Consider the following 20,314-nt stretch of genomic DNA (forward strand, 5'->3'; position numbering starts at 1 on the left):
TGGTTAAAGCAAAATTCCGCCCAGATCTGCAGGTGAATAGTTGATGGACTTGAGCGTTTTATTATCGTTAGTACGATAGATTAGGTATAAGCCATCCTCTTCTTTATGGTGAGATTCGCTGCCATCCTTAGCTTTGTAATGAGCAATGGTTTGTTCAGCCTCCTCAATAGTTTTGCACGCTTTACTCATGTTTGAGCGATGAACCTCGTCAAACAACTCCTTAAACTTTTCTCCTAAACCAAACTCAAGTATAGCTCCCGCAAGTACGTATTGAATATCGCACAAGGCATCGGCAATTTCCACCAGGTTGTTATCTGCAATGGCTTCCTGTAGTTCATTCACTTCTTCCGCCAGCAAAGATACCCGCAACGCGCAGCGCTCTTTGGAGGGAATAGCCGGACTATCAACCACCGGATGTTTAAATGTTCTGTGAAATTCGGCAACCTGATTTAAAGCGTTTGGCTCTTGCATGGCGTTTTATTTAGTGCGGAAAGTTAGGTAAATGAGATGTTTTGTAAGTGTTCAATTTATCAACAGCTTCTGATCACCCTACATGGGTTACCCGCCGCAAATACGTTATCCGGGATATCTTTCGTTACCACACTGCCTGCGCCAATAGTGGTATTATTACCAATAGTTACGCCGGGGCAAATAATTGCGCCCCCGCCTATCCATACATTGTCCCCAATGGTTATCGGCTTGGCAAGTTCAGGACCTTTAATGCGTTCGCTTGCCTGCAGCGGATGATAGGCTGTATATATCTGCACACATGGGCCGGCCATAAAGTTATCCCCTATAGTAACCATAGCGCAATCCAGTATCACGCAGTTAAAGTTCATGAAAAAGTTTTCGCCAACCTGTATATGGGTACCATAATCGCAATAGAATGGCGGCTGTATATCTAGTGTGCTGCACTCTCCAAGCAACTGTTTTAATATGGCGGTGCGAGGTTCCAACGGTTCAGCAATCATCTGATTGTATTTGCTCAGCAGCATCCGGGCACGGCTGCGCATATCAACAAGCTGCTGATCGCCGGCCACGTACAGTTCACCGTCGAGCATTTTTTGAAGTTCGGTTTTCATAAACGAGAATTAAAACTCATTCTAAATATATCATTTATAAATTAATTTATATTTATCAAATGAGTAGAGCATCAAGCAGAATAAAAAAACGAAAGAAAGGAAAGGAAATAGTAAGCAGCATCAACGAACAGCAATCAAACTGTTTGATTATACACTATTCATGCGAAAGCTTTTACAATATCACTGATGGGAGAACTCCTCGTGTAACATCTATTGCAGTAAAATATTTTGATACTGGTCAAACTAAATCTTTTTCAATTCACAAGATTGCTGAAACTAAAAATGTTGCATTTAATTTAATCGCTGACAACTATGATGAGTTGGAAAAAGTAATGCTCGACGAGTTCTATCAATTCGTTGATAGTCATAAACGAGCTAAATGGATCCATCTTAATATGCGTGATATTAACTATGGATTTGAAGCAATTGCTCATCGATATTCGGTCTTAGGAGGAATACCTATCAATATTGAAGACTCTGCGAAAATTGATATTGGTAAATTACTTATCGATATATATGGTAATAGTTATATTGGTCATCCTCGAATCGAAACGCTTTGTCGGAAAAACAACATTACTATGATTAATTTTTTGACTGGCGCAGAAGAGGCAGAAGCTTTCAATAATCGAGAATATGTAAGATTACATCAGTCTACCTTGAGAAAAGTAGACAATATTCATAACATAATAACTCGAATTCATGAAGACGATTTAAAAACGAATAGTAACTTACTTAAACTATATGGCTTAACTCCCCAAAGTTTATTTCAAATAATTCAAGAAAACTGGATTTTGTCGTTGATTGTGTTTCTTTTGGGCATAATTATTTCAACATTAATAGGAAAATTACTTTCATAGCTCTGACCTCAACATTCCGGCAAACTGATAGGGATATTTATAGCAAGTCCCCCGTCGCTGGTTTCTTTGTATTTGGAGTTCATGTCCAGTGCGGTTTGCCACATGGTTTTTACAACCGCGTCAAGGCTTACCTTAGCTTTGTCCGGGTTACTCTGCAATGCCAGCTGACTTGCGGTAATAGCCTTTATAGCGCCCATGGTATTGCGTTCTATACAAGGCACCTGTACCAATCCGCCAATAGGGTCGCACGTCATACCCAGGTGGTGCTCCATAGCAATTTCGGCAGCCATCAAAACCTGGCGTTGGCTACCGCCAAGCACTTCGGTAAGTGCCGCCGCAGCCATAGCTGATGACACGCCAATTTCTGCCTGGCACCCGCCCATAGCAGCAGATATGGTAGCCCCCTTTTTAAATATGCTGCCTACTTCAGAAGCAGTACAAAGGAACTGTATAATACGCTCCTCATCAAAGCCGTCGCAAAAGCAAATAAAATATTGCAGTACCGCCGGGATCACCCCTGCAGCACCGTTAGTAGGCGCGGTAACTACCCGGCCAAAGGAAGCATTCTCTTCATTTACGGCAAGGGCAAAACAGCTTACCCAATCTAATATGCTTTGGAAACTGTTGCCGGTTTGGCGTATCGCAATAACCCAGCCTGTGTAGTCGTTATAAGTTCTGCCATTTATAAGCCGCTTGTTCAGGGCAGATGCACGGCGGGCAACATTAAGCCCTCCTGGCAGGCTGCCGGTAGTATGGCAGCCGCGATACATGCATTCCTGCATTACCTTAAATATATTCAGTATTCCGTATCTGGTTTCTGCTTCCGGTCGCCACGCTAGTTCGTTCTCCTGTACTACTTCAGATATTTTTAGGCCGGTTTTAAGGCACCAGTGCAGCAGGTCGCCCGCGGTGTCTATCGGGAAAGGTAGGTCAACTTCTGCACGTTGTTGTGTTTGGCCACCTTCCTTAACCACAAAGCCGCCACCTATAGAGTAAAACGTGGCAGTAATTGCTTTACCCGTACTTAAGAATGCCTGGAAGGTAACCGCGTTTGGATGATAAGGCAGGCTCTCTGTAAACAAAAAGATCATGTCGTCTTCATAATGAAAACTGATCAATTTTTTACCGGCCAGTAGCAAAGTATGACTAAGATTTATTCCGCCTATCTTACTATCTATTTTATCCACCTCAAATGTTACCGGGTCATCACCGCTAAGCCCCAGCAAAATGGCAATATCGGTACCGTGGCCTTTCCCCGTTTTCGCAAGAGAACCATAAAGCAGCACCTTAACCTCCACAACGGCAGATAAAGCATCCTGCTGCTCTATTATGTGCAGAAACTGCTGGGCAGCACGCCACGGGCCAAGCGTATGTGAACTTGACGGGCCAATGCCTATCTTAAACATATCGAAGACGGAAATCTGCTCTCTCTGCATTTGTGCAAAACTACTGATACTAACAGAATATTTTTTGATTAGTATGTATTAATTCAGATCGAATAAATAACTTGAACGAAAATTTAAACATCAATCTTATCATCTATGGAAACTTACGATTCAGGTTCAGGCGGTGCCATTTTTGCTGTGATGGCGGCAATTTTTTCTATTCCAATGCTTATCATTTGGATCATCAGCATTGTTGGCATGTGGAAAATGTATGAAAAAGCAGGCAAACCCGGTTGGGCTGCTATAATCCCGATCTACAACATTATTGTGTTACTGGAGATCATTGGTAAACCGCTTTGGTGGTTTCTATTGCTGCTTGTGCCTTGCGTAAATATCATTTTTGCCGTGTGGATGATAAATCTGTTAAGTAAAAGTTTCGGACAAAGCGAAGGTTTTACTATCGGACTACTGCTGCTTCCGTTTGTTTTCTATCCGCTATTAGGTTTCGGCAACTACCGCTATGTTGGGCCTGCAGGTGCGGGCGCAGGAGCAGCCGGCTTTAAACCGTATGATCCGGCAGACAATTACCGGGATCCTTTTAATACACCACCGCCCCCGCAAGTTTAATGCTTAATAGTTTATATATCCCCTGCAACCTCGTACTATTTGGTGCATGGCTGCAGGGGTATTTACTTCCCTGTCCTTTTAAATTTCTTACCGGGATAGATTGTCCGGGCTGCGGGTTCCAGCGTTCGGTATTAGCCCTTCTTCAGGGCAATTTACATCAAAGCTTTATATTGTATCCTGCTACCATTCCTTTATTAGTGGTATTTGCGTACAGCGGGTTAGAACGGTTTTGGAAGCTGGACGACAACCGTTCGATCATAAAAAAAACCATCTATATAAGTATGGCGTCGGTCATACTTGTCAGTTACTGCCTTAAAATGACGCATACTTACCTGCATTAAATAACTTCAGCACGGGCAATCTGATGCGTATAGTCCTTAATTATGGTTTGCAAAAACCGCAGGTCATTCATTTCAGCCGGTGGAGCAATGCCAAGGTGCTTTTTTATTCGCTGGGCCATATTATAAACCACTACGTTGTTATCTGTTTTAATGTAAGTATTTATCACTTCGTTCACCAGGTCTATATCTTCACCGCTAAGTTGGGCAGTTTCCGGAAATAGTGGTATATAATTATCTTCCGCAGCAACAAATGCGATCTGACTCATATTGGTACGCGGCTGTGTTTTTATAACGATAGTCCCCGCTACCAGGTCGCCTAATCGCTGTACTTTCGTACTTATTGCAGCCGTTACTAAAGCCACGGAGCCCGCAGTAAGGCCAAAATCTATAATTCTCAACAGCCACCTTAATAAATATTGGCTTAGCCTGGGCTGTGCACCATCCTGGCTGATCACCCTTACCTTCATTATCTTTTTTCCGATGGACTGCCCGTTCATGAAAACCTCACAAGCGAGGTCGTAAAAAACGTACAGCACTGCATAGATGATAATTACAAACAAACCCGAAAAATCCTGCATGTTAAGGCTGATGCCCAGTATGATAAAAAAGAAGTACAGCACAAAGAATATAGCAAAGTCTATAATGCTGCCAACTATACGTTCACCTAACCCGGCAAGTTCGTAATCAATATCTATATTTTGTGATGTGGTTATCCGTACGGTTTGCATGCAAAGAAATATTTATGCTCAAAATGCCTGTTTTTTATTGAATAATAAAACTTTTGTGATTATTTTAACGCCATAATAAAACCCGGACCGGATTAATGCGCGAACCTATTTTTGTTAAGCAGAACTCTAAAAAATGGGAGCGCTTTGAGTCATCTACCACCAGTGACGCGGATGAACTAGCAGACAGCTTCATACAAATCACAGACGATCTGGCCTACGCCAAAACATTCTACCCAAAATCTAAAACCACTACGTACCTCAACGGACTGGCCAGCAGGTTTCATCAATCCATCTACAAGAACAAAAGCGAAAAGGGCAATCGTTTCATAACTTTCTGGAGGTTTGAGCTGCCGCTATTATTTTATAGCTACCGCAAGCAACTGCTTTACTCATTCACTTTTTCCCTTGTATTTGCACTTATTGGCTGGGTGTCGGCAAAGTATGACGAAAATTTTATCCGGCTGATAATGGGTGATGAGTATGTAGACATGACAAACGCTAATATAGCCAAGGGCGACCCGTTTGGGGTGTATAAACAAAGCGGCGAGTTCTCGATGTTTTTCATGATTGCCGTAAACAATATCTATGTGTCACTTAGCACCTTTGTAAGCGGTATGATTTTTTCAATAGGGACTGTTTATCAATTGTTTCGTAACTGTTTAATGCTGGGTGCATTTGAGTACTACTTTTTCAGTAAAGGACTCGGCATGCAATCGGTGCTGGTGATATGGATACATGGCACACTGGAGATTTCGGCAATTATCATTGCCGGCGCTGCAGGGCTGGTATTAGGCAACAGCTTTTTGTTTCCTAAAACATACACCCGGTTGTTTTCATTAAAAAGGGGAGCAATGGACGGTATGAAGATTGCCGTAGGCCTGGTACCCATATTTATCACTGCCGCCTTTTTTGAGGGCTTTGTAACACGGCACACCGAAATGCCTGCATGGCTCAGTGTTAGTATCCTTGCGTCTTCACTCACATTTATAATATGGTACGTGGTGTTATATCCACGGGCACTCAACAAAAAAACATTGTATGGAACCTCAAATTGAACTGGCAAAAACCCGCGATTTCGGCGAGGTAATTGGCGATACTTTCATGTTTATAAAACAGAACTTTAAAGAACTGCTGAAGAACTATTTTATATTTTGCGGCATCTTCATGGTATTCGGCTGCGTGGCTTTCGCGATGTCACAAGTAAGAATGATGAAGATCATGAATGAGGTGAATATTGAAGGCCCGAGGACCTTCTCATCTATTTCCGGCATTTGGGGTAGCTATACAACAATGATCGTTGTAGGTATATCGGGTTACTGTGCTGGCATTACAACAATACTATGTTATTTAGCTATTTACAAGCAGAAAGGAAATTTAAAACCAACATCCGAGGAGATATGGAACTTTTTTAAATATTATTATTTGCGCGTTTTATTGGCCAGCATAGTAATGGTGCTTTTGCTAAGCTTCGCCTATGCTCTTTGCCTGATACCGGGTGTTTGGCTGTTCCCCATCTTTGGTCTTATATACCCTATTATGATCATGGAGAACACAGGCTTTGGGTTTGCTTTTAGCCGCAGTTTTCAACTCATAAAAGATAATTGGTGGATAACCGCCGGCAGCCTGTTCGTAATCTGGCTTATCGCCTATATAATGTCTATGGTATTTACTATACCTGCATCGGCGGCAAACCTGGCAAGCGCATTTATAACTCCTGGTAAAATGCAGAACCTTTCTTTGGGAAGCATTATATTTTCTGCTATTATGCAGCAGCTTGCTCAACTGATGTTCATTATTCCTACAATAGGCATATGCCTGTTGTATTATAACCTGGTAGAAACCAAAGAAGGCAGCAGCCTAATGGACCGCATTAGCAAGTTCGGCGAGCACAACCCTCAAACCGGCTTTCCAAACGAGGAGTATTAATGTTAAAAGCTGCCTCCCTTTTTATTTTCCTGCTTACTGCAACCCTGAGCCATGCAGCGCCAGATACCGCTAAGGTACACCGCCCGGCTACACTGGTGATTGATACGGGCACAGTTGCGCAACGAACGTTTGACAAGACGGCTATAGAAAAGTTAAAAAGACAGCCGGAGTTCGACTATCAGCAAAACTACTCCGGCCCATCACTTTGGACGCGCTTTTGGAAATGGTTTTGGTCGTTGTTTGAAACGAGCGGTGGCGGAAAAGCTTTGGGATGGTTCCTGATATCTCTTAAATGGTTGATCTTAATAGGCGGACCATTGGTTATTGTGTTAATCATTCTCAAACTTACCGGTATCGACCCATTAAGCATCTTCAGGCGCCAACCTTATACATCTTTAGCCTATTCAGAGTCTGAAGAGAACATACACGAGATTGACTTTGATGCGGAGATTGAAAAAGCCGTTTCAGTTAATAATTACCGGCTGGCTGTAAGGCTGCTATACCTGCGCTGCTTAAAACAACTAAGCGACAGCGAATTAATCAACTGGCAAATAAATAAGACAAATACCAATTACATAAACGAGTTAACTGATAACATCCAAAAAGATACTTTTAAACAGCTGACGCGACAGTTTGAATATGCATGGTACGGCGACTTCCTAATAACTGCCGAAAGCTACCGTAAGATAAGCCAAATGTTTAACAACTTTAAAAGCAATGCCTCATGAGAGATTTTAAGATCTACATAAGTATAGGTATTGCATTGTTGTTGGTATATGTGGTTGCTCAGTACAACAAACCAAACCCAACAAGTTGGGACACTACTCTACAGTACAACGATAAGATCCCCTTTGGTACATACATCCTGTATAATCGCTTAAACGACATCTTCCCCGCTGCTACGGTCACCCGCACCAACAGGAGCGCCTATCGCGTGTTCAATGATAGCACGATGGTGCCCGGCAACTATCTTATTACAGCCAAAGCCGTCAACTTCAGCAAAACCGATTACGCAGCGATGGTGAAATTCATTAGCAGAGGCAATTCGGTACTCATCAGTACATTTGACATGAGCGATGCCCTTGCTGATACTTTGAAACTCAGCATCAGCAACGAGTTCGGCAAGCATTCTCCATTTCTGAATTTCACCAGCCGTAAGGTAAATAAAGATCTTGACTATCAATTTGACAAGCACATAGCCGACCAATACTTTAGTAAGTTTGATACGGCTAAAGCAGTTGTTTTAGGCCGTAACGAATACGGCAACAGTAACTTCATCCGGTATCGTTATGGTAAAGGCAACTTGTTCTTATTCGCAAATCCGCAGCTGCTCACCAACTATAGCTTGTTAAAGCCGATGGGTGCAGATTATGCTTCAAAAGTATTGTCGTACTTGCCCGCAAATGTTAGCCATGTATACTGGGACCAGTTCCAAAACCACGACATAGCAGTAAACACATCCCCCATGCGCGTATTTTTTGAGTATGCAGCGCTGCGCTGGGCTTACTACATTGCATTAGCCGGGATGTTGCTGTTTGTTATTTACGAGGTAAAACGCCGGCAGCGCATCATACCTATTGTAGACCCGTTAACCAATAGCACGCTGGAGTTTGTAAACGTAGTTGGCAAGGTCTACTATGAACAACGTGACAACGCCAATATAGCGTCTAAAAAGATCGTGTACTTTTCGGAGCACCTGCGCAACACATTTGGCATAAAAGCGGGAACGTTTCAGCGCGAATTTGTAGATCAGCTCGCAAGTAAAACCGGTATCGACGATCAGTTTGCTGATGAACTGGTGCGGTACATTAACTACCTGCTGCCACAAAGCAAGGTTACCGATCAGGAGCTTATTACATTAAACCAGTTAATAGAAAAATTTCACAAGCAATCCGGCTCATAAATGGAAAACGAAAATTTTGAACAACGTACCGATCTGGGCAGGCTCAGCAACGCTGTCGAGCAGATAAAAGCCACACTGTCTACCATCATTGTAGGCCAGCAACAGGTAATCGATTTAATTATCGCCGGGATATTGGCAGATGGCCACATATTAATAGAAGGTGTGCCCGGCGTTGCAAAAACCCTCACGGCAAAGCTTGTAGCCAAAGCTGTTGACGCACAATATTCCCGCATACAGTTCACGCCCGACCTTATGCCGTCTGATGTGCTGGGTACATCAGTATTCAACCTGCAAACAGCTTCTTTTGAGTTTAAACAGGGCCCTGTTTTTGGTAACATTATCCTGATAGACGAGATTAACCGCGCTCCGGCCAAAACACAATCGGCATTGTTTGAGGTAATGGAAGAACGCCAGGTGACCATAGACAGCCACACTTACAAAATGCATGAGCCATTTATAGTATTGGCTACGCAAAACCCGGTAGAGCAGGAAGGAACTTATCGCCTGCCTGAAGCCCAACTGGACCGCTTTCTTTTCAAGATTGAAATAAAATACCCGTCATTTGAGGAAGAAATAACTATCCTGACACAACAGCATCAGCAAAAAACGCTCGAGCAGGTGAGCGAAGTTAAGCCTGTGCTCTCGGGCAGCGACATTGTTGCTTTAAGGCAGCAGGTGCGTGCGTTGTATGTAGAGCCAAAGATCCTGGCCTTTGCAGCAAGGATAGTTATCGAAACACGAAGTAACCGTTCTATCTATCTTGGAGGATCGCCACGTGCGTCTTTAGCCATTGTTTATGCGGCTAAGGCAATTGCAGCAATAAACGGCCGCGATTTTGTAACGCCAGACGATATTATATTAGTAGCAGCGCCTGTGCTGAGGCATCGCATTATGCTTACGCCTGATAAAGAAATGGAAGGTGTTACGCCTGATGAAGTAATCGCTCAAATTATACAGAAGATAGAAATACCACGCTAAGCTGTTGAAGAAGCTCATTAATCTGTTTTACACCAACTTGTTCTTGACAGGCCGCTTTTTCTTAGCGCTTTCGGCCTGTTCTGTATTCTTTTTATTCGCTTTTTTCTTTCCGTGGCTGGGCATCATACCCGAGTTAACATTTTGGTTACTGGTGCTGCTTATTCTTGTTGATGCTTTGATGTTGTATAGAGTTCGTACTGCTGTATTTGCAAAACGTCATGCACCCGAACGCCTGAGCAACAGTGATGATAATGAATTGGGCATTTATATTGAGAATAGGTATCCATTCACCATTTCGGCAGGAATAATTGATGAGATTCCCGTGCAGTTTCAAAAACGGGATGTTTGGTTTAAAACAACGTTAAAGGCTGGCGAACATAAGCTTATTAGTTATAGCCTAAGGCCTGTAAAAAGAGGCGAGTATGAGTTTGGCAGCATCCGGGTATTTGCAAGATCGCCGATTGGCTTATTAAGCCGCCGCCATAATTTTGAACAAGCCGAAACTCTGCCGGTATATCCGTCTTTTTTGCAGATGCGCAAATATGAACTCATGGCCATTTCTAACCGGCTGAACGAGTTCGGCATAAAAAAGATCAGACGACTAGGGCAAAGCCGCGAATTTGAACAGATCAAGACCTATGTGGCCGGAGACGATCCGCGATCAATAAATTGGAAAGCTTCTGCAAGGCACGGCACCCTAATGACCAATTCCTATACAGATGAAAAGTCTCAGCAGGTTTATTGCATCATCGATAAATCGCGCGTTATGAAAATGCCCTTCGAGGGTTTAAGCCTGCTCGACTATGCCATTAATGCTAGCCTGGTACTATCAAATGTCGCTTTGCTGAAACAGGACAAAGCCGGACTGATAACGGTTGCAGAAAAAACAGGGAGCGTATTGCAAGCGGACAGAAAGCATGCGCAGATTAATAAGATACTGGAGGTATTGTACAAAGAAAAAACACGCTACCTCGAAACTAATATGGAAGCGCTGTACAGCACCATACGCAACGTTGTAAAGCAACGGAGTTTGCTGGTGTTCTTCACCAACTATGAAAGCCTGCCAGCTTTGCAACGGCACCTGCCATTTCTCAAGCGAATAGCGCGGCATCACTTGTTATTGGTTGTATTTTTTGAGAACACGGAGCTAAAACACGTTACCGAGCAGCCTGCAAACGATGTGGAAAGCATTTATGTAAAAACAATTGCTGAAAAGTTTGCCTATGATAAACGCTTGATTGTAAAAGAGCTTGCGGCTAATGGCATACAATCTATACTTAGCACACCAAAAAATCTGACCGTGACTACCATCAACAAATACCTGGAGTTAAAAGCCCGGCAGAAGATTTAAAAAGCATCGGTCGAAAGTACCAGCCTAAGCCATTCCCGGCAGCTTAATGCCAGCAGCTTTTACGTCGTTCACAACTTTTTCCTGCAGTGCTATTTTGGTATGCAGAAAAAATGACGGATCAACCCATACCCTTATTGTAAAATGCATACCATCGGCGTCCAGCGTAAGCACACCCACCCGCGATGCAGGCTCATCTAAAATGTTAGGCGTTTGCTTGATGGCATTGTTTATGATGCCTTTTACCTGCTCTATATCCGCGCCGTAGTTCAGCTTAAAGTCTATATCCAGCCGGCGCTTGCCTTGGCGGGTTATATTAGTGATCACCTCGTTAAACAGCTTACCGTTGGGTATAATAACTGTTTTGTTGTCAGCAGTAAGTATTTCGGTGTAGAACAATTGGATGCCCTGTACCCGGCCATCCTGCCCCTGTGCTATAATGTGATCCTCTACATCAAAGGGTTTTAACAGGAGTATAAGCACTCCTCCTGCAAAATTTTGTAACGTGCCTGATAAAGCCAGACCGGCAGCTACACCTAAGGCACCTACCAGCGTAGCAAAAATGGTTATTGGATAACCCATTACGCTAAGCACCGATATTACCAACAGCACATATAAAGCAGTAATACTTAAACTAAGAAAGAAGGGGCGTAACGATGAATGAACCTCATGCTTGTGCATGCGGCTGGTAAGCTTTGTTCTTAAAAATTTAATGAACCATAAACCGGCGAAGAAAAGTACTATTCCTATTATGAACCGGGGGCCGTTAGTAACCAGCCAAACATGTATATCGTGGTAGAATTCTTTTAGCTCCATAGACGGGGCCAAAATTAAGGATTTTTGATTTAACTATAAATGGCCACGAAGAGCTCCGGGCCTTTAAACAGCACCCACTCCACTATCCTGCTGTGTATCTGCGTCTTCTTGTTTATCAAATGTTTCATAACATAAGCGTATGTTCAAACGCTATGCCTAAGCGTTGCTATAACAATTTGATTACGTAAAATTGTTATAGCAACGCTACAATGAGGTCTAAACCTGGTAGAACACCCTTAAAACCTACATTTTAACCTGGCTCCTACAATAGCAAAAAACATACAAACAAAAAACCCTGTACACTTTTGTGTACAGGGTTTATATAAGGTTTTCTATTCCCGTTAGGGCTTAGAGGGTATTACATCATGCCGCCCATGCCGCCGCCGCCCATTGGAGGCATACCAGCACCACCTTTGTCGTCTTCCGGCTCATCAGCAAGAACACACTCGGTAGTTAACAGCATTGAAGCGATAGAAGCTGCGTTCTCTAATGCCACACGGCTTACTTTAGTTGGGTCGATAACACCGGCGCCAATTAAGTTTTCGTAAACATCGGTACGTGCGTTGTAACCAAAGTCGGCGGTGCCTTCTTTAACTTTCTGCACAACTATAGAACCTTCGATACCAGAGTTCTGGCAGATCTGACGAAGAGGCTCTTCAATAGCGCGACGGATGATCTGGATACCAGTGTTCTCGTCGTCGTTAGCACCTTTCAGTTCGGTTAAAGCAGCAACAGCGCGGATGAAGGCTACGCCACCACCTGCAACTATACCTTCTTCAACAGCAGCACGGGTTGCGTGCAATGCATCGTCAACACGGTCTTTTTTCTCTTTCATTTCTACTTCAGAAGCTGCGCCAATGTATAATACAGCTACACCACCGCTTAATTTAGCAAGGCGTTCCTGTAATTTTTCTTTGTCGTAGTCTGATGTAGTGTTCTCAATTTGAACACGGATCTCACCAACACGGGCTTTGATCTGCTCTGCATCACCGGCACCGTTAACGATGGTAGTGTTGTCTTTATCAACAGAGATTTTTTCTGCCTGGCCTAACATGCTCAGGTCAGCGCTTTCCAGTTTGTAACCGCGTTCTTCAGAAATTACAGTACCACCGGTAAGGATAGCAATGTCTTCCAGCATAGCTTTACGACGGTCGCCAAAACCAGGAGCTTTAACAGCTGCAACTTTCAGTGAACCACGGATCTTGTTTACTACTAATGTAGCTAACGCTTCGCCGTCAAGGTCTTCAGCAATGATCAACAATGGCTTTCCGGTTTGTACTTGTTTCTCAAGGATAGGAAGTAACTCTTTCATTGAAGAGATCTTCTTGTCGTAGATAAGGATGTATGGGTTATCCAATTCTACTTCCATCTTATCGGAGTTGGTTACGAAGTATGGAGATAAGTAACCACGGTCAAACTGCATACCTTCTACAGTTCTAACTTCAGTTTCAGTACCTTTTGCTTCTTCAACAGTAATAACACCGCTGGTGCCAACTTTCTTCATAGCGTCAGCTATCATTTCGCCAATAACTTCGTCGTTGTTAGCAGAAATAGAAGCTACTTGTTTGATCTTGCCGAAATCGTCGCCAACATCTTGTTTTTGTGAACGCAGGTTCTCAACAACAGCAGCAACTGCCTTGTCAATACCGCGTTTAAGGTCCATTGGGTTTGCACCGGCGGCAACGTTTTTAATACCAGCTGTAACAATAGCCTGAGCTAATACAGTTGCAGTAGTAGTACCATCACCGGCAATGTCAGCAGTTTTTGACGCTACTTCTTTAACCATCTGGGCGCCCATGTTTTCAACAGGGTCTTTCAGTTCAATTTCTTTTGCTACAGTTACACCGTCCTTAGTTACTGATGGTGAACCAAATTTCTTGTCGATGATTACGTGACGGCCTTTAGGGCCTAAGGTAACCTTTACTGCATTTGCCAGGGTATCAACACCGCGTTTTAGAGCGTCGCGGGCTTCTACGTTATATTTTACTTGCTTAGCCATTTTATTAAAATGTTTGTATTAGTGAATTAATGATTTAGTGAATGTTTTTGAATTGCTGTTTATCAGTCAATCGTTAATCACTTATTGGTTAAAAACAGCGTAAATGTCAGATTCGCGCATGATCAGATACTCCTTACCGTCAACAGAGATCTCGGTACCGGCGTATTTACCGTATAATACTTCGTCGCCAACTTTAGTGGTCATTGGGATAAGTGTACCTGTGTTGTCGGCATATTTACCCGGGCCCACCGCTACAATAGTTCCTTTTTGTGGTTTCTCCTGAGCAGTTTCAGGAATGTAAATACCAGAAGCGGTCTTAGTTTCGGCAGCAGCAGCCTGCACGACTACCCTGTCTGCACTTGGTTTAATGTTTAATGACATAGTACTAACTATTTTGATTTATAATATTAAGTTTTCGCTGTAGTGTTATCATCAACTATGCCAAGCAGCAAAAATGTGCGCAAATGGCATTTTTTATGATGTATTGGCAGTTATGTTAATGCGAGGTTAAGGCATAAGCGCTAACAAGAATGCACTTGTGTCATGCTGTCAGGCAATGGTCATCAACAAAAAAGGCCTTGAATAATCAAGGCCTTTCAGTATTTCGTTGTGACGTAAAGTTATTTCTTTGGAGCAGGAGCCGGAGTTGTAGCCGGTGTAGTTGGCAGGTTGATTGGTGCTGCCGCAGGCGCTGTATTTGCAGGTTTAGAAGCTTTCTTGATCTGCTCCATCAAAGCAGGATCTTCTGAACGCTGGCCGCCGCCACCTTTAACTGATACGTTAATAACAAGTGATAATACCATTATGGCTATAGCTAAAACCCAGGTACCTTTTTCCAGGAAATCGCCGGTTTTCTGCACACCCATTAGTTGAGATGAGCTTGAAAAATTTGAAGATAAACCGCCGCCTTTAGGGTTTTGGATTAACACGATGAATCCTAAAAGGACACATATAATGATGGTAATGATTATTAATAATGAAGCCATTTATATTGTTATTAATTGGTCTTTTTTTCTAATTGTTCAATCTGGGCTGCAAAGTAAAGCTTTTTTTCCGGAATCTTCAACATCAATTTTTTATAAGTAGCTATGGCTTTATGATATAGCATCTGGTCGCTGTATATGCGTGCCAGCGTTTCGGTCACCAATGCATCCTGATCTTCGGAGCTCTTTTTTGCCTTATTTTCATTATCCAGTTTATCTGCAGATAATGGTTTTATCTGCGGATCGGTCTGTATAAAACGTTCTATAATTACGTCCTCTTTTTTGTTGTGGTCGAATTCAACCTTTGGCGGATCAACAATACCAATGCTGCTAACCGATGTGAGATTTACAATATTTTCGAAATATTGCTGCTGTAATTCATCACCTGATGCCTTTTTTGACTCTTGCATGGTTGCCTCAGCCTGTGCCGCTTTATTTACCGGCTCGGCGTATGGCTGGTTAACGGAAGCATGCTCCTTACGGGTCTTATCCAACCACCACAGGAAGCTGTACGGCATAGTGTCATCGTTATACCTTGCAACTGCGGGTTCTGGTTCGGTTGGTTTGGGCTCTTCAGTTGATGCTTGATGGCTCTTAGGCTCTTCTATCTCGTCTTCGGATGGTTGTTGAGCGGGACTTTCAGGCTCAGCTTGATCAGCATCCTCTGCTACAATTGCGAAACCTGTACGTAACTCATCCAGCTTTTTATCAAAAGAAAGGTAATCTGTAGCGGCAATGTTGCCATAAATAAGGCGCTCTGTTTCAGGATCAAACGGCTGTGGAGTGGAGGTTTCCGCAGGTACCTCCTCAACTAATGAGGATTGCTCCGCAGCTTCATCTGCATCCAAGGCGAACTTATTGGATAATCCCGCAATGCCAATTTCGTCTATGCTGACGATCTCGTCGTAAACCTCGTCATCTATCTCATCCTGTTTATGAAAAACATTTTCTACAGGGTAATCTACTGTCAATTCAGTTGGCTCTACAGGATTTAGTCCGATAGCTTCCATCTCATAAGCAGACAGCGAATGATCATATGTAGGGATGTTAAACTCACTTGATGCAGGGATAGAGAAGGTTGGCGTAGGTTCCCCCTCCAGAACACTTTCAGGCTGGTGAAACGTTGCTTCCCAAATACCTTCATGCCCCATCGTTTCGGTATTGCTGAAGGTTTCGTCCTCAACTACAGGTTCTGCCAGTTTAGACATATCCCACGGGTTGCTTTCCTCTTCTTCCGGTTCACTAACCAGTGGTGCAGGTTCCTGGTAAGGCTCCTCGACAGGTTCAGCGTAATGCTGTTCTTCAGGGTCGTTAGCTACTGCTTCCTCAACATGCTCTGGTAAAGCTGGTGGTAATTCTTCAATTGCCGGTTCCGTTGGTACAACCTCCTCCTGTGCCGGAGCTTCCGTAACTATCAGGCTTTCTTCTGCAGCAACAGGCTCATCGCTTACCGGAGCTTCTTGTGTACCTTCCTGTTCAACAATAACCTCAGTGGTTACTAATGCTGCCGATTGCGCCGGTTCGCTGCTGCCTAATGATTTATTGATACGATCCCTGGAGACAGGTAAAAGGCTGTCCGGATCGTTTATGATCTTGTAAAGGGTTGAAGGGGTGAAATAAACCGAAGCTTTAGCAAGGTCTGAGGGTTCGCCGGTACGGGCGTACATCATTTGCAGCAGTCCGCTTTGCGGGTTGTCCTGCACCAAACGCTCAAGCGCCTGCCTGTGCTGCTGCCCGTTCTCTGCCGGGTTTGCAAGCAGCTCCCACAAAATCTCCTTATATCTGTTCTCCAAGTTTTGATCCACCTGCCCTAAAACTACAAATTGCTTACCAATTATTAAAAGCCCTGTTGAAAATATCGTCGGTAAGCTGCTTGTTTATTTCCTGTATAAGCTGCTGCTCTTGTGATGATATATCGCCCGTGAAATCTCTGGATTTTGTAAACGACTCCTCAAAATTATACTTTTTATTGGCATCGTAAGTGTATTTAACGCTAACCGTAATAGTTAAACGGCTGGCGCCTGCTATTGGTGGGTTGTTAGGATTGGTTGCCTGGATAGACACCGGCGCTATGCTGTAGCCGGTGATCGCACCCGAGAACGTAGCATTTGCCTCACCCCGCACAATGCTTATACTGGTTTGCGTACGAATCCTGTTCTTAAGCGACTCGGTAAACTGCTGGCTAAGTGTTGGTACCACTAACTGCGCATTGTTCTCAAAGAATTGTACGTTGACCGTCTTAAGATCATCAGGGATGGTAGCGCCGTTAAGGGATATTTTATAAGAGCACGAATTAAACACCAGCACAACAGCCGCCAATAACAAACTATTCAGGAAAACCCTTTTACGCATTTGGTGAGGTTATAAATTAAGTTCTTTTATCTTGCGGTACAGTGTACGTTCTGATATGCCAAGCTCATTTGCGGCAAGCTTGCGTTTGCCCTTGTGCTTTTTCAAAGCCTTACGTATCAGGTCCGATTCTTTATCAACCAGCGACAACGACTCTTCTACTTCTTCCGCATCGTGCGTAATATGGAAAGCATCATTGTTGTTGCCGTTATTGGCCGCGTTGTTATTAACGGGCTGTTGCAAAGTAAATTGTGGCTCGGTATGGTTGTTTACAGGCAACTCAATATCCCTGTATAACTGGTTAAGCGTTTGTGTATGGTTGGCATAGTTTGGCGATACACCTCCATGCTCAATAATATCTGCAACCAGCTTTTTAAGCTCGACCATATCCCGCTTCATGTCGAACAACACTTTGTAAAGGATGTCCCTTTCAGAGAAATCTTCCTTTGGCTGCGCATCCAAACGCATTGGCAAATTGCTGCGGCTGGCTTCATGCGGTATATAAGTTAACAAAGTAGGCGCTGTAATTACCCTGTCACGTTCCAGCACAGCCAGCTGCTCTGCCATATTCTTCAGCTGGCGCACGTTGCCGGGCCACGAGTAATTAATGAGTACCTGTTGTGCCTCATCATCAAGCTGAATAGGTGGCGTGCGGTACTTATCAGTAAAATCTGCCGTAAACTTGCGGAACAGCAAGAAAATATCTTCTTTCCGGTCGCGAAGGGGTGGTATGCGCAACGGCACTGTATTTAAACGATAGTAAAGATCCTCGCGGAACTTTCCTGCCTTTACGGCGTCGTATACATCTACGTTGGTAGCGGCGATAACCCGCACGTTGGTCTTCTCTACTTTGGATGAGCCAACACGGATGTACTGACCAGACTCCAGCACCCTTAGCAGGCGGGCCTGTGTACCCAGTGGCATCTCGGCAATCTCATCTAAAAAGATGGTACCGCCGTTAACTGTTTCAAAGTAGCCTTTACGTTCGCCAACGGCGCCGGTGTAAGCGCCCTTTTCGTGACCGAAAAGTTCGGAGTCAATAGTACCTTCAGGTATTGCACCGCAGTTCACGGCAATGAAAGGCCCGTGCTTGCGCGGGCTCATCTGGTGAATAATGTGCGAAAATACTTCCTTACCACTGCCGCTCTCTCCCGTTATTAAAACAGAGATATCAGTCGGTGCAACCTGGTTAGCTATAACTATAGCCCGGTTAAGCAAAGGCGAATTGCCAATTATCCCGAAGCGTTGTTTTATTTCTTGTACTTCCATACCCCCCAGCCCCCTAAAGGGGGAGTTTTTGTGTGTATTTTATTCTATATAGATATTTTCCCTTTATTTACGTCCAATGCGGACGTAACTCCCCTTCAGGGGGTTTGGGGGATAATTCTTCCTATCAGCGTAGCTGTTGTGCAGCGCTCTACCAGCACGTTGGCGTACTGCCCTGGTTTGTAATCTTCATGAACAGGGAAAACCACCATAGCGTTCTTATCACTGCGGCCGGCGTAGTCGTTAGTTGATTTTTTTGAAAAACCTTCTATCAGCACGCGCTCTACCCTACCCAGTGATTCCTGCATGCGCACGTGAGAATACTGCTGCTGCTTGGCAACCACCTCTTTTAGCCTGCGGTGCTTCACTGCCTCCGGTATATCATCAGCATAACGCTTTGCGGCTAAAGTGCCAGGGCGCTCGCTGTACATAAACATATAAGCAAAGTCGTACTTAACGTAATCCATCATACTCAATGTTTCCTGGTGTTCTTCTTCCGTTTCTGTACAAAAACCGGTAATGATATCCGTTGAAATAGCACAGTTAGGGATGATGCGACGGATCGCGTCTATCCTGTTAATGTACCAGTCGCGGGTGTAAGTACGGTTCATCAGTTCCAGCACACGGGTATTACCGCTTTGCACCGGCAGGTGTATGTAGTTGCAAATATTGTCGTACCTGGCTATGGTATACAGCACCTCGTCAGTAATATCCTTCGGGTGCGACGTAGAAAAGCGCACACGCAGGTCGGGGTGTATCAATGCAACCATCTCCAGCAGGCTGGCAAAATTTACTACCTGTACTTCGGCTCCTGCTGTAAGTGCTTCACCATCTTCTGCAGTTGTAGCACTCCACTTGTAAGAATCTACATTTTGCCCTAATAGCGTAACTTCACGGTATCCCTTATCAAAAAGGTCCTTGCATTCTGCCACTATAGAGTGTGCATCACGGCTGCGTTCGCGGCCACGGGTGAAAGGCACCACGCAAAATGAACACATATTATCGCACCCGCGCATAATAGATACAAAAGCGTTGATGCCATTTGTATTCAAACGAACAGGGCTTATATCGGCGTAGGTTTCTTCGCGGCTTAGCAAAACATTTACTGCCCGCTGCCCTCCGTCAACCTGCTCTATAAGGTTTGGCAGATCGCGGTAAGCATCGGGGCCTACAACTACGTCAACCAGTTTTTCTTCTTCTAAAAATTTTGCCTTTAAACGCTCGGCCATACAGCCCAGCACCCCTACTACCATGCCCGGGTTTTTAAACTTGGCACCGGCAAATTCCTTTAAACGGTTGCGTACGCGTACCTCTGCATTTTCCCTTATAGAACAGGTGTTTATGAAGATAACGTCGGCATTGTTAAAATCCTGCGTGGTTTCAAAACCTTTATCAGCCAGTATCGAAGCCACTATCTCGCTGTCGCTAAAGTTCATGGCACAGCCATAGCTTTCTATGTAAAGCTTACGGCCGTTGTGCTTACCGTTCGGCTCTAAAACAAGCGCTTCACCCTGCCTGCTCTCATCGTGCGCCTTATCCTGTATTAAAAACTCCATTCGTAAATTGAAAATTTTTGAACTGCAAAAATACACAATTTCATCAAAAGAATGACAGATTGTCAGCGGGTGGGTAACAAATTAATGTTTGCGTTGTTATAACTCTGAATTACAATACGCCATAAAATGGAAGAACAAGCCCCGGAAAAAAAACGTGTATGAAAATGGCC

Annotated in this window: 21 protein-coding genes; 9 read left to right on the forward strand and 12 right to left on the reverse strand. The window is 43.9% G+C overall.

Annotated elements, in window-relative coordinates; all coding sequences use genetic code 11:
- Positions 1-3: 3 nt before the first annotated feature.
- On the reverse strand, positions 4-471 hold the full coding sequence (locus DYU05_RS19595) for a pyrophosphohydrolase domain-containing protein (RefSeq protein ID WP_117384859.1): 468 nt from the start codon (positions 469-471) through the stop codon (positions 4-6).
- Between the two features lie 59 nt (positions 472-530).
- On the reverse strand, positions 531-1,082 hold the full coding sequence (locus tag DYU05_RS19600; protein ID WP_117384860.1) for a sugar O-acetyltransferase: 552 nt from the start codon (positions 1,080-1,082) through the stop codon (positions 531-533).
- A gap of 59 nt (positions 1,083-1,141) precedes the next feature.
- Here DYU05_RS19600 and DYU05_RS19605 point away from each other — a divergent pair, with 59 nt between their 5' ends.
- Complete coding sequence (locus DYU05_RS19605) at positions 1,142-1,939, forward strand: hypothetical protein (protein WP_117384861.1); 798 nt, start codon at positions 1,142-1,144, stop codon at positions 1,937-1,939.
- 8 nt (positions 1,940-1,947) lie between these two features.
- On the opposite strand, the gene DYU05_RS19610 is transcribed toward DYU05_RS19605, so the two are convergent.
- A complete protein-coding gene (locus DYU05_RS19610) occupies positions 1,948-3,375 on the reverse strand; it encodes an L-serine ammonia-lyase (RefSeq protein WP_117384862.1) in 1,428 nt (475 codons plus the stop codon).
- 105 nt (positions 3,376-3,480) lie between these two features.
- Here DYU05_RS19610 and DYU05_RS19615 point away from each other — a divergent pair, with 105 nt between their 5' ends.
- Positions 3,481-3,951, forward strand: coding sequence for a DUF5684 domain-containing protein (locus DYU05_RS19615; RefSeq protein WP_205771936.1), 471 nt, complete (start codon positions 3,481-3,483; stop codon positions 3,949-3,951).
- On the forward strand, positions 3,951-4,292 hold the full coding sequence (locus DYU05_RS19620; RefSeq protein ID WP_117384863.1) for a DUF2752 domain-containing protein: 342 nt from the start codon (positions 3,951-3,953) through the stop codon (positions 4,290-4,292). Before DYU05_RS19615 ends, DYU05_RS19620 begins: the two co-directional genes overlap by 1 nt.
- On the opposite strand, the gene DYU05_RS19625 is transcribed toward DYU05_RS19620, so the two are convergent.
- Positions 4,289-5,020: an RDD family protein gene (locus tag DYU05_RS19625; RefSeq protein ID WP_117384864.1), complete on the reverse strand. Its 732-nt coding sequence runs from the start codon at positions 5,018-5,020 to the stop codon at positions 4,289-4,291. The genes DYU05_RS19620 and DYU05_RS19625 overlap by 4 nt on opposite strands.
- A 95-nt stretch (positions 5,021-5,115) precedes the next feature.
- On the opposite strand from DYU05_RS19625, the gene DYU05_RS19630 reads away from it, so the two are divergent.
- Genes DYU05_RS19630 through DYU05_RS19655 form a run of 6 tightly spaced genes read left to right on the forward strand, consistent with a single transcriptional unit; the run spans position 5,116 to position 11,178 of the window.
- Positions 5,116-6,075, forward strand: a complete 960-nt coding sequence (locus DYU05_RS19630) for a stage II sporulation protein M (protein ID WP_117384865.1) — start codon at positions 5,116-5,118, stop codon at positions 6,073-6,075.
- Positions 6,059-6,946, forward strand: a complete 888-nt coding sequence (locus DYU05_RS19635; RefSeq protein WP_117384867.1) for a hypothetical protein — start codon at positions 6,059-6,061, stop codon at positions 6,944-6,946. The genes DYU05_RS19630 and DYU05_RS19635 overlap by 17 nt, the downstream gene beginning before the upstream one ends.
- Positions 6,946-7,674, forward strand: a complete 729-nt coding sequence (locus DYU05_RS19640) for a DUF4129 domain-containing protein (protein ID WP_117384869.1) — start codon at positions 6,946-6,948, stop codon at positions 7,672-7,674. The genes DYU05_RS19635 and DYU05_RS19640 overlap by 1 nt, the downstream gene beginning before the upstream one ends.
- Positions 7,671-8,849, forward strand: coding sequence for a DUF4350 domain-containing protein (locus DYU05_RS19645; RefSeq protein WP_117384870.1), 1,179 nt, complete (start codon positions 7,671-7,673; stop codon positions 8,847-8,849). The genes DYU05_RS19640 and DYU05_RS19645 overlap by 4 nt, the downstream gene beginning before the upstream one ends.
- A complete protein-coding gene (locus tag DYU05_RS19650; RefSeq protein ID WP_117384872.1) occupies positions 8,850-9,827 on the forward strand; it encodes an AAA family ATPase in 978 nt (325 codons plus the stop codon).
- A gap of 4 nt (positions 9,828-9,831) precedes the next feature.
- The gene (locus DYU05_RS19655) at positions 9,832-11,178 is read left to right on the forward strand and encodes a DUF58 domain-containing protein (protein ID WP_117384873.1); all 1,347 of its coding nucleotides are present in this window, start codon (positions 9,832-9,834) and stop codon (positions 11,176-11,178) included.
- 24 nt (positions 11,179-11,202) lie between these two features.
- On the opposite strand, the gene DYU05_RS19660 is transcribed toward DYU05_RS19655, so the two are convergent.
- From DYU05_RS19660 to miaB, 8 genes are all read right to left on the reverse strand, one after another.
- On the reverse strand, positions 11,203-11,991 hold the full coding sequence (locus DYU05_RS19660) for a mechanosensitive ion channel family protein (protein ID WP_117384874.1): 789 nt from the start codon (positions 11,989-11,991) through the stop codon (positions 11,203-11,205).
- Positions 11,992-12,349: 358 nt separating this feature from the next.
- Complete coding sequence (gene groL, locus DYU05_RS19665) at positions 12,350-13,990, reverse strand: chaperonin GroEL (protein ID WP_117384875.1); 1,641 nt, start codon at positions 13,988-13,990, stop codon at positions 12,350-12,352.
- An 81-nt stretch (positions 13,991-14,071) separates the two neighbouring features.
- A complete protein-coding gene (locus DYU05_RS19670) occupies positions 14,072-14,371 on the reverse strand; it encodes a co-chaperone GroES (protein ID WP_117384877.1) in 300 nt (99 codons plus the stop codon).
- Positions 14,372-14,610: 239 nt separating this feature from the next.
- Entirely contained in the window at positions 14,611-14,976 is a 366-nt protein-coding gene (secG, locus tag DYU05_RS19675) for a preprotein translocase subunit SecG (protein ID WP_117384879.1), read from the reverse strand.
- An 11-nt stretch (positions 14,977-14,987) separates the two neighbouring features.
- A complete protein-coding gene (locus DYU05_RS19680; protein ID WP_133300270.1) occupies positions 14,988-16,766 on the reverse strand; it encodes a hypothetical protein in 1,779 nt (592 codons plus the stop codon).
- A 34-nt stretch (positions 16,767-16,800) separates the two neighbouring features.
- Entirely contained in the window at positions 16,801-17,325 is a 525-nt protein-coding gene (locus tag DYU05_RS19685) for an LptE family protein (RefSeq protein WP_117384882.1), read from the reverse strand.
- A gap of 9 nt (positions 17,326-17,334) precedes the next feature.
- Entirely contained in the window at positions 17,335-18,591 is a 1,257-nt protein-coding gene (locus DYU05_RS19690) for a sigma-54 interaction domain-containing protein (protein WP_117384884.1), read from the reverse strand.
- Between the two features lie 95 nt (positions 18,592-18,686).
- Positions 18,687-20,144 carry a tRNA (N6-isopentenyl adenosine(37)-C2)-methylthiotransferase MiaB gene (gene miaB, locus DYU05_RS19695; RefSeq protein WP_117384885.1) on the reverse strand — a complete coding sequence of 486 codons (1,458 nt, stop codon included), beginning with the start codon at positions 20,142-20,144 and terminating at the stop codon, positions 18,687-18,689.
- Positions 20,145-20,314 lie beyond the last annotated feature (170 nt).

It is taken from the genome of Mucilaginibacter terrenus (assembly GCF_003432065.1).
Classification (GTDB): Bacteria; Bacteroidota; Bacteroidia; order Sphingobacteriales; family Sphingobacteriaceae; genus Mucilaginibacter; species Mucilaginibacter terrenus.

Coding starts and splice junctions, on each gene's coding strand:
- DYU05_RS19595 (WP_117384859.1), bottom strand. CDS start 471: ATGCAAGAGCCAAACGCTTTAAATCAGGTTGCCGAATTTCACAGAACA.
- DYU05_RS19600 (WP_117384860.1), bottom strand. CDS start 1,082: ATGAAAACCGAACTTCAAAAAATGCTCGACGGTGAACTGTACGTGGCC.
- DYU05_RS19605 (WP_117384861.1), top strand. CDS start 1,142: ATGAGTAGAGCATCAAGCAGAATAAAAAAACGAAAGAAAGGAAAGGAA.
- DYU05_RS19610 (WP_117384862.1), bottom strand. CDS start 3,375: ATGCAGAGAGAGCAGATTTCCGTCTTCGATATGTTTAAGATAGGCATT.
- DYU05_RS19615 (WP_205771936.1), top strand. CDS start 3,481: ATGGAAACTTACGATTCAGGTTCAGGCGGTGCCATTTTTGCTGTGATG.
- DYU05_RS19620 (WP_117384863.1), top strand. CDS start 3,951: ATGCTTAATAGTTTATATATCCCCTGCAACCTCGTACTATTTGGTGCA.
- DYU05_RS19625 (WP_117384864.1), bottom strand. CDS start 5,020: ATGCAAACCGTACGGATAACCACATCACAAAATATAGATATTGATTAC.
- DYU05_RS19630 (WP_117384865.1), top strand. CDS start 5,116: ATGCGCGAACCTATTTTTGTTAAGCAGAACTCTAAAAAATGGGAGCGC.
- DYU05_RS19635 (WP_117384867.1), top strand. CDS start 6,059: ATGGAACCTCAAATTGAACTGGCAAAAACCCGCGATTTCGGCGAGGTA.
- DYU05_RS19640 (WP_117384869.1), top strand. CDS start 6,946: ATGTTAAAAGCTGCCTCCCTTTTTATTTTCCTGCTTACTGCAACCCTG.
- DYU05_RS19645 (WP_117384870.1), top strand. CDS start 7,671: ATGAGAGATTTTAAGATCTACATAAGTATAGGTATTGCATTGTTGTTG.
- DYU05_RS19650 (WP_117384872.1), top strand. CDS start 8,850: ATGGAAAACGAAAATTTTGAACAACGTACCGATCTGGGCAGGCTCAGC.
- DYU05_RS19660 (WP_117384874.1), bottom strand. CDS start 11,991: ATGGAGCTAAAAGAATTCTACCACGATATACATGTTTGGCTGGTTACT.
- groL (WP_117384875.1), bottom strand. CDS start 13,990: ATGGCTAAGCAAGTAAAATATAACGTAGAAGCCCGCGACGCTCTAAAA.
- DYU05_RS19670 (WP_117384877.1), bottom strand. CDS start 14,371: ATGTCATTAAACATTAAACCAAGTGCAGACAGGGTAGTCGTGCAGGCT.
- secG (WP_117384879.1), bottom strand. CDS start 14,976: ATGGCTTCATTATTAATAATCATTACCATCATTATATGTGTCCTTTTA.
- DYU05_RS19685 (WP_117384882.1), bottom strand. CDS start 17,325: ATGCGTAAAAGGGTTTTCCTGAATAGTTTGTTATTGGCGGCTGTTGTG.
- DYU05_RS19690 (WP_117384884.1), bottom strand. CDS start 18,591: ATGGAAGTACAAGAAATAAAACAACGCTTCGGGATAATTGGCAATTCG.
- miaB (WP_117384885.1), bottom strand. CDS start 20,144: ATGGAGTTTTTAATACAGGATAAGGCGCACGATGAGAGCAGGCAGGGT.